The organism is Neopararhizobium haloflavum, assembly GCF_002750855.1.
GTDB lineage: Bacteria > Pseudomonadota > Alphaproteobacteria > Rhizobiales > Rhizobiaceae > Georhizobium > Georhizobium haloflavum.
Window position 1 is genome coordinate 489,322 of record NZ_NWUC01000002.1, and the last position, 14,751, is coordinate 504,072.

Consider the following 14,751-nt stretch of genomic DNA (forward strand, 5'->3'; position numbering starts at 1 on the left):
CCCTCACACGCCCAGATAGGCGTGAAGCTTTTCGATATTCGCGTCGAGCTCGGCGTTCGGTATGCAGTCCACCACCCGCCCCTGCTCGACCACGTAATGCCGATCCGCGACCGAAGACGCGAAGCGGAAATTCTGCTCGACGAGCACGATGGTGAAACCCTCGCGCTTCAATCTTGCGATCGTCTGGCCGATCTGCTGCACGATCACGGGAGCCAACCCCTCCGTAGGCTCGTCGAGCAGCAGCATCTTGGCGCCAGTCCGCAATATCCGGGCGATTGCCAGCATCTGCTGTTCGCCGCCCGAAAGCTTCGTTCCCTGACTGGAAAGCCGTTCCTTGAGATTGGGGAAGAGTTCGAAAATCTGATCGATCCCCAGACCACCCTCGCGGACCTTGGGTGGCAGATGAAGGTTCTCCTCAACCGAAAGCGTCGAGAAAATGCCACGCTCCTCCGGGCAGAAGGCGATGCCGGCCCTGGCAATCTTGCGCGCCGGCAGGCCGATCAGTTCCTGGCCCTCGAAGCTCACCGAGCCTTTCCGTTTGGTCAGGATGCCCATCACTGCTTTCAGCGTGGTGGTCTTGCCAGCGCCGTTTCGCCCGAGAAGCGTGACGACTTCGCCCTTCGCGACATCGAAATCGATGCCGTGCAACACATGGCTCTCACCGTACCAGCCTTCCAGGCCCTTCACGCTCAGATGCGGGTCCGCCACGGAAACCCCGCCTGGCCGCGTCGTCGGATCCTGCACCGCCACCGCTTCAGGCATGTCCCGCTCCGATATAAGCTTCAATCACTTTCGGGTCTTTCGAGACGGTCGCGTAGTCGCCCTCCGCCAGCACTTCGCCGCGCGCCAGAACCGTTATGCGGTCGGACAGATCGGCAACGACCGAAAGATTGTGCTCCACCATTAGGATGGTGCGATTTTGCGAGATGCGCTTGATCAGCGCGGAGATGCGTTCGACATCCTCCTGCGCCATGCCGGCCATCGGCTCGTCCAGCAACAGCATCTCCGGGTTGAGCGCGAGCGTCGTGGCGATCTCCAGTGCGCGCTTGCGACCGTAGGACAATTCGGCGGCACGCTCGTTGGAGAACTCTGTGAGGCCGACATCCTGGATGTGAGCACGCGCCTCGTCGTCATATTCGTGCAGGACGGATTCAGACCGCCAGAAATCGTAGGAGTCCCCGCGCCGGCGCTGCAGCGCGATGCGCACGTTCTCCAGAACCGTGAGGTTCGGAAAGACCGCCGATATCTGGAACGAGCGGACGAGGCCCTGGCGCGCGATGTCTGCCGGGGTCAAGCCGGTGATGTCCTGCCCCTTGTAGGTAATCTTGCCAGCAGTGGGCTGCAAAAACTTGGTCAGCAAATTGAAGCAGGTTGTCTTGCCTGCTCCGTTTGGACCTATCAAAGCATGGATCGTACCGCGCTCGACGGCGAGATCGACCTTATTGACCGCGACGAAGCCCTTGAATTCCTTCGTGAGCCCGCTCGCGGACAGAATAGCGGCGTCCGTCATGTTCCTCCCGCCGTATTTCCCCGAGAGTCTTTGTGCTCTCCATCGTTGAACGGACGCTAGCGCGCACCTTCGAAGCTGTCAATCAACATTCAGTTGCCAGGAACTTAGTTCATATATATGAACAACGCAGGAGGCGCTCGATGCGAATTCGCCAGCTCGATAAAGCACTGGATCTGCTCGATCTGTTTGCTAAAGATAAGCAGCCGCTTACGCTGACGTCGATCGCGGCTGAGCTGGACATGCCGAAGTCGAGCGTTTTCAACCTGATCGACACGCTTTCGCGCCGGGGCCTTATCTATGAAACACGCCAGCGCGGCGGGTATTATCCAACTCCGCGCCTCCACGAGATCGCAAGCGCGATCATGGAGGGCGACGTCTTCCTCCTCAACATCCACGACGAACTTGAGCGACTTGCCTCCGACACGGGGGAAACCGTTTTGTTGGCGGCACGTCAGGGCGCGGAGGTCGCCTATATCGACGTCGTGGAATCGGCGTCGCCCATCCGCTATTTCGCCCGGTATGGAGAACGCCGACCGCTCTATACGACGTCCACCGGCAAGGCGATCCTGACCTCCTATGACAGGGCGGAGCGGGAAAAGGTGCTGTCAAGCATTGAGTTCGTGCGCCACCAGGAAACGACGTTCACCGACCCGGCGCGATTGATGGCGGAACTCGACGTTTCCGTGGAACGTGGCTTTACGCTGGATCGCGCCGAATTCACGCCCGACGTGATGGGCATCGGGGTGCCGCTGGTTCACGGCACCCGGCGTTTCGGCCTTGCCATCGCCGGGCCGCTCTATCGCATGGACCATCAACGCCACCGGCTTGCGCGGCTTCTCCGCGCCGCGGCCGATCGGATGCAGCGGATCATGGAGAATGCCGACCTGTAGCCGCGCGCCACTTGCGGTGTCGCTCATTCCTCGGATAAAGCCATGCGCAAGGAGCATACGCATGAACCGTACCGTGCATCTTGTCGATCTCGATGGGCTTGTGGGCCAGGAGGTCGGGCTGTCGGATTGGATCACGGTTGATCAGTCGATGATCGATGCGTTCGCGAATGCCACAAACGACCACCAGTTCATCCACGTCGACCCCAGGCGGGCCGCTGCCGAAACGCCTTTCGGCGGGACGATCGCGCATGGCTTCCTGACGCTCTCGCTGCTGTCTTCGATGAACTATGCCTGCCTGCCAACGATCGCGGAGCAGACCTTCGGCATCAATTACGGATTCGACAAGATCCGTTTCATGGCGCCGGTCAGGAGCGGTGCGCGCGTGCGTGGCCGGTTTCGGCTCAAGGCCGCTCGTTTTCGCGGGCACGACATGGTCATGACGACCTATGACGTGACGGTCGAGATCGAAAACGAGCGTAAAGCGGCACTCACGGCGGAGTGGCTGACGATCAGCCAGTTCGATCCGAAGGACAAGCCCGCGGCAGCCTGATCACCCACGGCCTCGGTAGGGCGGAACACCCTGATCCGGCACCCAGGCTCCCTCCGGCGCGTTTCCCGTCTGCCAGAATACGTCGATCGGGATGCCGCCGCGTGGATACCAGTAGCCTCCGATTCTGAGCCAGGCAGGCTGCAGCAGATCGACGAGCCTCTTGGCGATGTAAACCGTGCAATCCTCGTGAAAGGCGCCGTGGTTTCGAAAAGAGGTGAGAAAGAGCTTGAGCGACTTGGATTCCACCAGCCAATCGCCCGGAATGTAATCGATCACCAGATGCGCGAAGTCGGGCTGACCCGTCACCGGGCAGATCGACGTGAACTCAGGGACAGTAAAACGTGTGACGTACTGCGTACCGGCGTGTGGATTGGTCACCCGCTCCAGCGTGGCAGCCTCCGGGTTTGCGGCCGGAGCCGCCTCGTGCCCCAGCAGAGACAGCGTCGAGTTCTCGTTCATATCAGCGCACATCCTTTGCCGCCTCGCTCAGGAAGGCGAATGCGTAGTCGGAGAAGGAGCGCCAGCACTCCACGCGGAACATGTCGTCGGCCATGCGCCATATGACGACTTCGATCTTGCCGAGAACGGTGCGCGAACAGGCGTTGACGGGAAAGGCCTTCAACGAGAGATCCTGGGGACATCCGGCGGCCAGGACCGAGGCAGCCGCCTCTCCCGTAACCATGATCGCAGTGTTGCGATGGGACACATCGACGGCGGAATGCAAAACGCCGGTCTCTGCGAGCCTGGCCAGCAGATCGGCCGCCTCGCCATTTTCGCCATCGTCGATCAGCAACCATTCGTCTGGCCCGAGCCAAAGCACCGACCGGTCGCCATCCCCGTTCACGACTGCTGTCTTGGGGGCACGTGGAAGGTCGAGCCCTATGGCCATCGACAGGGCCGAGAGCGCGTCCCCGCCCGCGCGCAGCGCGATCCGAATGGCGGGAGGTGCAGGCGTCAAGCCGACATGGGCCGATGCGCCGCGCCGGTTTTGCAATGGATGAATGCGCTCCATGCCGACGGGGCTATCCATTGAGCCTTCCTCCTTCCTTGTCGAAGAACACGGTGGACGTCACCTCGACCTCGATGGTGCGATCGGGCATGGGAACATAGAGCGTCTGGCCGATGCGCTCGCGACCACCCGCCACGACGGCAAGCGCGATGGATCGTCCGCAATTGTCCGACCAATAGGACGAGGTGACATGGCCAAGCATGGTCATGGGTATCTTCTCGTTGGGGTCGGCCACGATCTGGGCGCCCTCATCCAGAACAATCCTGGGGTCCTTCGTCGTCAGACCAACGAGTTGCTTGCGATCGGTGCGGACGAGATCCGACCGCCTCAAGCCGGCAATCCCGACGAAATCCGGCTTCTTCTTAGAAATCGCCCATGAAAGGCCCGCATCGTGCGGGGTCACTGTGCCATCGGTATCCTGCCCGACAATGATGTAGCCCTTTTCGGCGCGCAGCACGTGCATCGTCTCCGTGCCATAGAGACAGGCGCCCATCGCCTCGGCGCGCTCCCACAATGCCTCGAAGACCGAGCGCGCATAGTCGGCCGGCACGTTGACCTCGAAACCGCGCTCTCCGGTGAACGACATGCGGAAAAGCCGTGTGGGGACACCGCAGATCACGCCTTCGCGCACCGACATGTGCGGCATCGCCTCGTCCGACATGTCGATGCCTTCCACGAACGGCGCGATGATCTCACGCGCCTTCGGACCCTGGACGGCGATGACGGCCCACTGCTCGGTGATCGAGGTGAGCCAGACGTCGAGATCCGGAAATTCCGTCTGCAGATAGTCCTCCATGTGATGCAGCACACGCGGTGCACCACCCGTCGTGGTGGTCACATGGAAGCGGTCCTCGGCGAGACGACCAACGACACCATCGTCATAGATGTAGCCATCCTCGCGCAGCATGACGCCGTATTTCGAGCGCCCAGGCGCAAGACTGGACCAGGCATTGGTATACATCAGATCGAGGAATTTCGCCGCATCAGGGCCGACGACTTCGATCTTGCCGAGGGTCGAGGCGTCGAACAGCCCCGCCGTTTCGCGCACGGTGCGGCATTCGCGGGCGACCGCCTGGTGCATATCCTCTCCGACGCGCGGAAAGTACCAGGCACGCTTCCACTGGCCGACATCCTCGAAAATCGCGCCGTTCGTCTCCCAGCATTCGTGAAGCGCGGTTTTCCGGACCGGATCGAAGAGCGCGCCGCGGCTGTGGCCGACGATTGCGCCGAAAGTAACGGGCGTATAAGGCGCGCGGAACGTTGTCAGGCCGACTTCCGGGATCGATTTGCCAAGCGTCTCGGCGGCGATCGCCAGCCCGTGCATGTTGGAGGTCTTGCCCTGGTCTGTCGCCATGCCGTTGGTGGTGAAGCGCTTGACGTGCTCGATGGAGTGCATGCCCTCTCGCACGGCAAGCCTGATGTCCTTCGCCGTCACGTCATTCTGGAAATCGACGAATGCTTTCGCCGCAGAGTCGGCCCCGGCCCCCTCGCCCGCGCCGGCCATCCCACTGGTCCATTGACTGCGACCTTCCGCACGGCTTTCCACGGCAACGGAAAGCTTGGGGACATCCTCAGCACCGGTCGCCCGCGCCATCAGCTCGCCGGATGCAAGCGCCTCCTCGACGATTTCCTGCAGGCCCGCCGTTCCGTTGCATGCGCCGATCGAAAGACAGTCCTGCGCATAGGCGCCCGGCAGAAACCGGCTGTTCTCCGCGTCCCAGGTGACCTTGCCACGCGACTGGGAAAAGAGATGGATGGCCGGGGTCCAGCCGGCCGACATGATGAGCGCATCGACGGCGATCTTTCGGCCCCCATCGCTCGAACCGATGGGACGCACCCTGATCGACGACACGCGCAGCCGGCCGCCGGTTGCGATGACACCGTGGCGCGTCAGCACCTCGATGCCGAGATCGGCGGCAGCCGACAGCAGCCCCTCGCCCGGTCCGTCGCGGGTGTCGACGATCACGGGTATCTCTATCCCCGCACGCTTCAGGTCGAACGCGGCCTCATAGGCGCTGTCGCAGGCCGCATAAACCCCGACCTTCGAGCCGACGGCGACGCCGTAGTGGTTGAGGAACGTGCGCGCGGCAGATGCCAGCATGATCCCCGGCCGGTCGTTGTCGGGAAAGACCATATGCCGCTCGATCGCGCCTGTCGCCAGGATCACGCGGCGCGCACGGACCTGCCAGAGCCGCTCGCGCGGCTGATCACTGCGCGGGGACGCAAGGTGATCGGTTACCCGCTCGGTGAGGCCGACAAAATTCTGCGCATAGTATCCAAACGCCGTGGTCCGGGTGAGAACTTCCACATTGTCCATGAAGGCCAGACGCCGGGCCGTCTTCTGTGCCCATTCGAAGCCGTCTTCACCGTTGATCGAGATGCCCACCTCGTGATGCAGGGCACCGCCCATCTCTGCCTGCTCGTCGCAAAGGATGACGCTGACGCCGCTTTCGGCGGCGGCAAGCGCGGCGGAGAGTCCGGCGACGCCCCCGCCGACGACGAGCACGTCGCAGTGCGCGTAGCGCGATGCGTAACGGTCCGGATCGGGCTCGGTCGGCGCAACGCCGAGGCCGGCGGCAGCACGGATATTGGGTTCGTATAGCCGTTCCCAGGCCGCCCGCGGCCACATGAAGGTCTTGTAGTAGAAGCCGGCAGCCAGAAACGGCGACAACGCGTCATTGACAGCTCCCACATCGAAGGCAAGGGATGGCCAGCGGTTTTGCGAATTGGCCCGCATTCCATCGAAGACCTCCTGAACGGAAGCGCGCACATTCGGCTGGTAGCGTGCCGCATCGCGCGAGACGCCCATCAGCGCGTTGGGCTCTTCCGCCCCGGCCGAGAGCACGCCGCGGGGCCGGTGATACTTGAACGAACGGCCCATGAGATGAATGCCGTTGGCAAGAAGGGCGGAGGCGAGCGTGTCACCTTCGAGCGCGGTCAACTGCTTGCCGTCAAAGGTAAAGCGTGCGGTTCTGGCTGGTGTCAGCCGTCCGGCGCCGGCGACCCTGTTCGCGCCCGACGTCATGCGATGCGGTGCGCTCATGCCGACGTTCCTTTCTGCGCCTTGAGAGCGTCGAGGTCCGGTTTGGGCTTGCCGGCTTCGTAGGTTGCCAGAAACTTGTCGGTGATCGTGTTTCTGACGGCGTTGAAAAAGCGCCCGCAACCATGGATGTGCCGCCAGCGCTCGAAGACCTCGCCTTTCCTATTGTCGCGGATGAAGAAATAGCCCTGAAAGGCCTCCTCCGAGAGGTCAGCCATGGCGTCCGGTCGTGCAATATGCGCCTCGCCGGCGTGGCGGAACTCGATCTCCGGTCTTTCTTCCGCGCAGTAAGGACAGTGGATCAGAAGCATTCTTTCAGCCCTTTTTCACATTCAGTGCGCAACGGCGGCGGCGGCGGCCTCGTCGATCAGCCGGCCGGTGCGGAAGCGTTCAAGCGTGAAATTCTCATTGATCTTGTGCGGCGCATCGTTGGCGATGGTGTGGGCGAACACATGCGCCGATCCCGGTGTCGCCTTGAAGCCGCCCGTTCCCCAACCGCAGTTGACGTAAAGACCTTTCACCGGGGTTTTTGCCAGGATCGGCGAACGGTCAGGCGTGACGTCGACGATGCCTCCCCAGGAGCGCAGCATCTTCATGCGCGTGAATATCGGGAACATCTCGCAGATGGCATCCAGGGTGTGCTGTATGATGTGAAGGCCGCCGGTCTGCGAATAGGACGTGTACTGGTCCGTGCCCGCGCCGATGACGAGTTCGCCCTTGTCCGACTGCGAAATATAGGCATGCACCGTGTTCGACATGACGACACAGGGGAAGATTGGCTTGACGGGCTCGGAAACGAGCGCCTGCAACGGAAAGCTTTCGAGCGGCATGTGGACGCCTGCCATGTCCATCAGGACGGAGGTATGGCCGGCAGCAACGACGCCGACCTTCTTGGCGCCGATGAAGCCGCGCGCCGTGTCGACGCCCTTGACCTCGCCGTTCGGACCCCGCCGAATGCCGGTCACCTCGCAGTTCTGGATGATGTGCACGCCCATGTCGGATGCGGCGCGCGCATAGCCCCAGGCGACGGCATCGTGACGGGCGACCCCGCCCCGTCTCTGAAGGGCGGCGCCCATGACCGGATAGCGCGCCGACTGAGATATGTTCAGCGGCGGGCAAAACGCCTTCGCCTCCTCAGGCTCCAGCCATTCGTTGTCGACACCATTGAGCCGGTTCGAATGGACATGCCGCTTGGCGGATTGAACGTCATGAACATTGTGCTGCAACATCATCACGCCGCGGGCGGAATACATGACGTTGTAGTTCAGTTCCTGCGACAGATCCTGCCAGAGATTGAGCGCATGGTTATAAAGGCCGGCGCTTTCGTCGTAGAGATAGTTGGACCGGATGATCGTCGTGTTGCGTCCGGTATTGCCACCGCCGAGCCATCCCTTTTCGATGACGGCAACATTGCGGATGCCGTGCTCCCTGGCGAGATAGTAGGCGGTTCCGAGCCCATGGCCCCCCGCTCCCACAATCACGACATCATAGGATGAGCGCGGTTCTGGCGAGGACCATTGCTTCTCCCAGCCATTGTGGCCGCGCATGGCCTCGCGGGCTATCGCGAAGACGGAATATTTGCGCATGGAAGCTCCCGGTTCATCCCGATTCTATGTGTCGCTCTCAGCGGACGGGCGCTAGGCAACCTTGACAGCCATGTCAAATGCCCGGCCACGACAGTTGTCCCTTTGCGACTTATCACGACGCGTAACGTGACATCAGGACCGGCGCAAATTGATGGCATCGTCCCAGCCCTCGATGCAACCGCCGTGAAGCCGCGTATACTGGGCTTTCGCGGCGACTTTGGCCTAGACTTCAACCCATGATTCTGTTAACAAGCCGGCCAATCGCGCGGCGGACCGCTGAGCGACCGTATAATTATGTCCGGCGGGAAATTGGCCGCCGTCTGCAACCAACGCTTAAGGAACGGGATAAACGTGCAGGTTCTAGTCCGCGATAACAACGTCGATCAGGCGCTCCGCGCGCTGAAGAAGAAGATGCAGCGTGAAGGCATCTTCCGGGAAATGAAGATGCGAGACTTCTACGAGAAGCCCTCGCAGAAGCGCGCACGCGAGAAGGCAGAAGCCGTTCGCCGCGTGCGCAAGCTGGCCCGCAAGCGCGCACAGCGCGAAGGCCTCATCGGCGGCCGGGCAAGCGCGGCTCGATAGAGTCATTGCCGATATTTCGGCGCTATTTCAGATCATCAAGGGGCGGGCGCGATTCCATCGCACCCGCCTTTGTTTTTTCCGGTGCCTGGCGCTACAGTCCGCCGAGGCAATCGGACCGCACCAACGATAACGACCAACGACAGGGATTTCGGACATTGCGCAAGACGATCGACCTCAGCGCCACGGCGGCTTTTTCGACACGCATGGCCACGCCGGCTGTCCTGCTGGCCGCGGGGCTCGTGCTCTCGGCCTGCCAGTCAGCCGTTCCGAATGCGGATACGTTGCGGATCGACGCCGCATCCGGCAGCGAGCAGAACATCGCCTCGCTCACCTCCGTCATTCAAAACAACCCGCGCGATCCGGAAGGCTACAATGTTCGCGGATCGGCCTATGGACGTTCGGGGCAGTTCCAGCAGGCGATCAACGACTTCGATCAGGCGATCGCGCTTAATCCGCGCTTTTTCCAGGCCTACGCAAATCGCGCGCTGATTCACCGCAACATGGGCAATCGTGAACAGGCGATCGCCGATTATAATCAGGCGCTTCAACTGAACCCGAACTACGACGCGGCTTATATCGGCCGCGGCAACATCTACCGCCAGGCCGGTTCGCTGGATGCCGCTTTCAACGACTACAATCGCGCGATCCAGCTCGAAACCAACGATCCGCGCGCCTATCACAATCGTGGGCTCATCCACCAGCAGCGTGGCAATCATGCCGCGGCGATCGACGATTTCTCGAAATCGATCGCAATCTCGCCGCGCTCGCCGGCACCTTATAATGGCCGGGGTCTTTCCTATTTCGCCGCGGGCGATTCCGACAATGCGTTCACCGATTTCAATCGCGCGATCCAGCTCGACGACCAGGTGGCGGAGTCGTGGGCCAATCAGGCGCTGATCTACGAACAACGTGGCGAAATGGCACGTGCGGCCAAATCCTACGCGCGTGCGGCACAGCTTGATCCAAACTACCAGCCGGCCAAGGACGGCCTTGCGCGCACGCGTGGCAGCGCGGCCTGAGCCTCTATTCCTCGCCGATCGAGCGATCATTGGCGGACACTACCGGGCGCCCGACATCTTTCATGTCGGGCGCTTTTTTTGTGGCTTCAGAGAACCGTTCAGCCCCCGGACCTTGCGCCTCACCGAGCCGCCTGGGCACGGAAAAGGGCGGCGAAGCTTCCCTCACCGCCCTCCATCACGTCTGGCCAGACTAATCGCCTCAGTGCTCTTCCAGCGCCTTGACGATGTCTTCCGTCATCTTCTTCGCATCGGCGAGCAGCATCATGGTGCCGTCCTTGTAGAACAGCGTGTTGTCGATGCCGGCATAGCCCGAGCCAAGCGAACGCTTCACGAACAGGCAGGTCTTCGCCTTGTCGACGTCGAGGATCGGCATGCCGTAGATGGGCGAAGACGGATCGTCGCGTGCGGCGGGGTTCGTCACGTCGTTGGCGCCGATGACATAGGCGACATCCGCCTGCGAGAACTCCGAATTGATGTCTTCCAGCTCGAAGACCTCGTCATAAGGCACATTTGCTTCCGCGAGCAGAACGTTCATGTGGCCAGGCATGCGACCCGCCACGGGGTGGATCGCATACTTCACCTCAACGCCCTTTTCCTTCAGCGTATCGGCCATTTCACGCAGCGCATGCTGGGCCTGCGCTACAGCCATGCCGTACCCCGGCACAATGATGACCTTGGAGGCATTCGACATCAGGAACGCTGCATCATCGGCCGAACCCTGCTTGATCGTGCGATCGATGTCGTCGTCGCTCGCAGCTGCCTGTTCGCCGCCAAAGCCGCCAAGAATGACGGAGACGAAGGAGCGGTTCATGCCCTTGCACATGATGTAGCTGAGGATGGCACCCGAAGAGCCGACAAGCGCGCCGGTGACGATCAGTGCAAGATTGCCGAGCGTGAAGCCAATGCCGGCTGCGGCCCAGCCGGAATAGGAATTGAGCATCGAAACGACGACCGGCATGTCGGCGCCACCGATCGGAATGATGATCAGCACACCGAGCGCCAGCGCCGCAATGACGATCAGCCAGAAGACGAAATGGCTCTCGGTGCCAACCAGGATCGCGATGAGAACCACGATGGCCGCCGCAAGCCCGGCATTCAGGGCATGGCGTCCCGGCAGCATGATCGGCTTTCCCGACATACGGCCATCAAGCTTCAGAAAAGCGATGATCGAACCGGTGAAGGTGATCGCGCCGATCGCGACACCAAGCGACATTTCGATCAACGCCGTCGCCGGAATCGATCCGATCATTCCGATGCCGAATGACGACGGCGCATAAAGCGCTGCCGCGGCGACGAGCACGGCGGCAAGACCGACCAGCGAATGGAACGCCGCAACCAGCTGCGGCATCGCCGTCATCGGAATGCGCTTGGCGATCACGGCACCCGCGCCACCGCCGATCGCAAGTCCGGCGACAATCAACAGGAAGCCGCCGAACGAAGGGCCGGCAAGGATCAGCGTCGTGAGAATCGCAATCCCCATGCCGATAATGCCGTAAAGGTTGCCCTGACGGCTTGTCGTCGGATGAGAAAGTCCACGCAGCGCCAGGATGAACAGCACCGCCGAGACCAGGTAGAAGAAGGCTGAAATATTTACAGACATCGATCAGCCCCTCACTTTTCTTTTTTCTTGTACATGGCGAGCATGCGCTGGGTGACGAGGAAACCGCCAAAGATGTTCACCGAGGCAAGCACAAGGGCCACGAAGCCGAACCCGGTGGCCAGGCCACTGGACGAAATACCGACCGCGAGCAGCGCTCCGACCACGATGACGGACGAGATCGCGTTGGTGACCGACATGAGGGGCGTGTGCAGCGCCGGGGTCACCGACCAGACGACATAATACCCAACGAAAATCGCAAGCACGAAGATCGCCAGTTGGAAGATAAACGGGTCTATCGCACCGCCAGAGATGCCATGGGCGGCAGCACCCGCCGCCTCGGCCATTCCGCCGCTTGCCGCGTCGCGCACGCCATCGGTGGCGCGCTGCAGCTGCTCCAAGGCTTGTTCGAGTTCCGGGCTTGCCATCACGCCTCTCCCTTTTGTTCATCGGCGGTGGACGGCGCGGTCTCTTGCCCGACGTTTGCCGGTGTGGATGGCTCGTCTTTCGGCGTTTCGGGCTCTGCCCCGCCGAATTTCGGGTGAACCACACGACCGTCATGGGTCAGCGCCGTCTGCTTGACGATCTCATCGTCGAAATCGATCGTGACCTCGCCGTCCTTTGCCATCGTCTGGAGGAATGTCAGAAGGTTCTTGGCATAGAGCAGCGATGCGCTGGCTGCGATGCGACCCGGAACATTATTGTAGCCGATGACCCTGACGCCTTCGACTTCGGCAATCTTGCCGGCTTCCGCACCCTCAACATTGCCGCCGCGTTCGACAGCCAGATCGACGACGATCGAGCCGGGCTTCATGGATTTCAGCATCTCGCGGGTGACGAGGCGCGGAGCGGGGCGGCCGGGAATGAGGGCAGTGGTGATGACGATATCCTGCTTGGCAATGTGCTCGGCCACGAGTTCCGCCTGCTCTGCCTGATACTCCTTCGACATCTCCTTGGCGTACCCGCCGGCAGCCTCGGCTTCCTTGAATTCGTCGTTCTCGACGGCAACGAACTTGCCGCCGAGGGAGGCCACCTGCTCTTTGGCGGCAGGGCGCACGTCGGTCGCCGAAACGGCTGCGCCGAGGCGCTTTGCCGTAGCGATCGCCTGAAGACCCGCGACGCCGGCACCCATGACGAAGACCTTGGCCGCAGGCACGGTACCCGCTGCCGTCATCATCATCGGCATTGCCCGGTCGAAGGTGTGCGCGGCGTCGATCACCGCCTGATAACCGGCAAGGTTCGCCTGCGACGAAAGAACATCCATCGACTGCGCGCGAGTGATTCGCGGCATCAGTTCCATGGCAAAGGCGGTGACGCCCTTGTCGGCCATTTCCTTGATCGCCGTCTCGTTGCCGTAGGGATCCATAATGGCGACGACGAGCGCGCCCTTTTTGTACCCCGAAAGCTCCCCGCTCGCGGGACGGCGGACCTTCAGCACGACATCGGCTGCGGCGGCATCGCCTGCCTGCCCGATCCGGGCGCCGGCCTGCTCGAACGCCTCGTCGGGAATCCTGGACCCGGCGCCGGCGCCGGCTTCAACGACCACGTCGAAGCCAAGTCCGGCCAGTTTCTTGATGCTGTCCGGCGAGCCCGCAACGCGGCTCTCGCCCTCGGCAGTTTCCTTGGCGATGAAAATAGTCTTGGCCACGCTACTCTCCCTCAATTCGCGCCCAACAGAACACCGGTCTCACCTGCTGGCGCCATGCTCCGAAGAGATGCGAAAGCGGTGAGGTGCGGAAGTCTATTTCATGAGGTAGAAGCCGCCGGCGCACAGAAGGATGAAGAGCACCGTTGCCGAAAAGAAACCGGCAGTGGTGAAGAATCCAAACGCCATGGCGATGAGCAATGCTACGCAGAACAGCGTGCCCCACTTGGCGGCACCGAGAAAGAACGAATAGGTCTTCTCGTGCTCGGCGTAATCCATCTCGGCGCCCATCTCGAGGGGACCGGATTTTTCTTCTGACATGGGCAGGCTCTCCACACTGGCTTAGTGCCGCCCGGAATACACAAACCGTACCGCAAGAGCAATGCTGACGACGGCCATTGCGACGCGGTGTCCCGCCCGGGCGGCGCGGATCAGGCTGCGACGGTTCTCGCCAGTTCCGTTTCGAACAAGCGGCGTGCCGTTGGCCGGATCGTCAACGGCACCGATTTCAGCGCCGCAGCAGGCGCGAACAGCTTCTCGCGCTCGCGCGGCTCGGAATTGAAGAAGGGATAGCGTTGCACCACGCGGTCGTACATGAGGGCAATATTCGAGGCAAAAAGCGAGTTCGGATCGCAGATGCCCTCATGCGCGCGCGCCTCGGCGATCTGCGTGGCCCCGAAGGTCCGGCGGTAGAACGCGTGATGCGCCTGGCGTATCGAAGCGAGACAGTAGTTCACCTCGAAATACTTGGACGCCATCGTCGCGAGGCGCAATGTAATGTAGGGCATCGGCAACTCGCCCATCGTTTCCGGGTCGCTCGCATGCCGAACGGGGTCGATGAAGGTCATTCCCTGGTCGAGCAGAGGATCCAGCACATCTGAGAAGATATCGTAGGCCGTGCCATGGCGATGCTCGCCGACAAGATGGTGCAGCCGGATCGTGCTGATCAGTCGCTCGCGATAATAAATGGCGAAGACGTGGGCATGGCTGTGAAAATCGATCTCGTCGATGATCGGCCCGTCCCGGTCCATCACGTTATGGGTTCGGTACGAGAGCGCCCGAAGACGGCCAACTTCCTCCAGGTCTTCGGCGCTTTCCACCCGGCGATACTCGATATCATCCATGATGGAGAGGTATTTTTCCGCCCATTCGACGCGTGAACGCAATGCCTGATCCATATCCGGCGCCCCCTGATATTCGGCCATTGAGTAAAATTGTACTCAAATGCCGCAAAAGAGCAACGACAGGTAGCAATGCGGATGCATTAAACATTCGTTATGGTTAAAATGCGAAAGCGCCCGGAGAGGGCGCTGTGAGCCGGGA

General features: G+C 61.6%; 16 protein-coding genes. 4 read left to right on the forward strand and 12 right to left on the reverse strand.

Going from position 1 to position 14,751, the window contains the following annotated elements; all coding sequences use genetic code 11:
* Window positions 1-3 precede the first annotated feature (3 nt).
* Entirely contained in the window at window positions 4-762 is a 759-nt protein-coding gene (locus tag CN673_RS06780) for an ABC transporter ATP-binding protein (protein WP_099865458.1), read from the reverse strand.
* Window positions 755-1,510 (reverse strand): ABC transporter ATP-binding protein, encoded by a 756-nt coding sequence (locus CN673_RS06785; RefSeq protein ID WP_099865459.1) that lies wholly within the window; start codon window positions 1,508-1,510, stop codon window positions 755-757. Before CN673_RS06785 ends, CN673_RS06780 begins: the two co-directional genes overlap by 8 nt.
* 140 nt (window positions 1,511-1,650) lie before the next feature.
* Here CN673_RS06785 and CN673_RS06790 point away from each other — a divergent pair, with 140 nt between their 5' ends.
* The gene (locus tag CN673_RS06790; protein WP_099865460.1) at window positions 1,651-2,400 is read left to right on the forward strand and encodes an IclR family transcriptional regulator; all 750 of its coding nucleotides are present in this window, start codon (window positions 1,651-1,653) and stop codon (window positions 2,398-2,400) included.
* Between the two features lie 61 nt (window positions 2,401-2,461).
* Window positions 2,462-2,950, forward strand: a complete 489-nt coding sequence (locus tag CN673_RS06795) for a MaoC family dehydratase (RefSeq protein WP_099865461.1) — start codon at window positions 2,462-2,464, stop codon at window positions 2,948-2,950.
* Here CN673_RS06795 and queF read toward each other — a convergent pair whose 3' ends face one another.
* The 5 genes from queF to CN673_RS06820 are packed head-to-tail and all read right to left on the reverse strand — an operon-like array spanning window position 2,951 to window position 8,585.
* Entirely contained in the window at window positions 2,951-3,409 is a 459-nt protein-coding gene (queF, locus tag CN673_RS06800; RefSeq protein ID WP_198585917.1) for a preQ(1) synthase, read from the reverse strand.
* 1 nt (window position 3,410) lies between these two features.
* Window positions 3,411-3,980, reverse strand: coding sequence for a sarcosine oxidase subunit gamma (locus CN673_RS06805; protein ID WP_370853009.1), 570 nt, complete (start codon window positions 3,978-3,980; stop codon window positions 3,411-3,413).
* Window positions 3,973-6,984 carry a sarcosine oxidase subunit alpha gene (locus tag CN673_RS06810; protein WP_099865463.1) on the reverse strand — a complete coding sequence of 1,004 codons (3,012 nt, stop codon included), beginning with the start codon at window positions 6,982-6,984 and terminating at the stop codon, window positions 3,973-3,975. Before CN673_RS06810 ends, CN673_RS06805 begins: the two co-directional genes overlap by 8 nt.
* 14 nt (window positions 6,985-6,998) lie before the next feature.
* The gene (locus CN673_RS06815; RefSeq protein ID WP_099865464.1) at window positions 6,999-7,310 is read right to left on the reverse strand and encodes a sarcosine oxidase subunit delta; all 312 of its coding nucleotides are present in this window, start codon (window positions 7,308-7,310) and stop codon (window positions 6,999-7,001) included.
* Window positions 7,311-7,331: 21 nt separating this feature from the next.
* Window positions 7,332-8,585 (reverse strand): sarcosine oxidase subunit beta family protein, encoded by a 1,254-nt coding sequence (locus tag CN673_RS06820; protein WP_099865465.1) that lies wholly within the window; start codon window positions 8,583-8,585, stop codon window positions 7,332-7,334.
* A 351-nt stretch (window positions 8,586-8,936) separates the two neighbouring features.
* Here CN673_RS06820 and rpsU point away from each other — a divergent pair, with 351 nt between their 5' ends.
* Together rpsU and CN673_RS06830 are read left to right on the forward strand one after the other, a co-directional pair.
* Window positions 8,937-9,167 carry a 30S ribosomal protein S21 gene (gene rpsU / locus CN673_RS06825; RefSeq protein WP_099865651.1) on the forward strand — a complete coding sequence of 77 codons (231 nt, stop codon included), beginning with the start codon at window positions 8,937-8,939 and terminating at the stop codon, window positions 9,165-9,167.
* A 203-nt stretch (window positions 9,168-9,370) separates the two neighbouring features.
* Window positions 9,371-10,186 carry a tetratricopeptide repeat protein gene (locus tag CN673_RS06830; RefSeq protein WP_099865652.1) on the forward strand — a complete coding sequence of 272 codons (816 nt, stop codon included), beginning with the start codon at window positions 9,371-9,373 and terminating at the stop codon, window positions 10,184-10,186.
* A gap of 199 nt (window positions 10,187-10,385) precedes the next feature.
* On the opposite strand, the gene CN673_RS06835 is transcribed toward CN673_RS06830, so the two are convergent.
* The 5 genes from CN673_RS06835 to CN673_RS06855 all read right to left on the reverse strand — a co-directional run bounded on the left by CN673_RS06835 (window position 10,386) and on the right by CN673_RS06855 (window position 14,606).
* Window positions 10,386-11,786 (reverse strand): NAD(P)(+) transhydrogenase (Re/Si-specific) subunit beta, encoded by a 1,401-nt coding sequence (locus tag CN673_RS06835; RefSeq protein WP_099865466.1) that lies wholly within the window; start codon window positions 11,784-11,786, stop codon window positions 10,386-10,388.
* Between the two features lie 11 nt (window positions 11,787-11,797).
* Window positions 11,798-12,211: an NAD(P) transhydrogenase subunit alpha part 2 gene (locus tag CN673_RS06840; protein WP_099865467.1), complete on the reverse strand. Its 414-nt coding sequence runs from the start codon at window positions 12,209-12,211 to the stop codon at window positions 11,798-11,800.
* Entirely contained in the window at window positions 12,211-13,431 is a 1,221-nt protein-coding gene (locus CN673_RS06845; protein WP_099865468.1) for a Re/Si-specific NAD(P)(+) transhydrogenase subunit alpha, read from the reverse strand. Before CN673_RS06845 ends, CN673_RS06840 begins: the two co-directional genes overlap by 1 nt.
* 93 nt (window positions 13,432-13,524) lie before the next feature.
* Window positions 13,525-13,749, reverse strand: a complete 225-nt coding sequence (locus CN673_RS06850) for an aa3-type cytochrome c oxidase subunit IV (RefSeq protein ID WP_099865469.1) — start codon at window positions 13,747-13,749, stop codon at window positions 13,525-13,527.
* 110 nt (window positions 13,750-13,859) lie between these two features.
* The gene (locus CN673_RS06855) at window positions 13,860-14,606 is read right to left on the reverse strand and encodes an N-acyl amino acid synthase FeeM domain-containing protein (protein ID WP_099865653.1); all 747 of its coding nucleotides are present in this window, start codon (window positions 14,604-14,606) and stop codon (window positions 13,860-13,862) included.
* Window positions 14,607-14,751 lie beyond the last annotated feature (145 nt).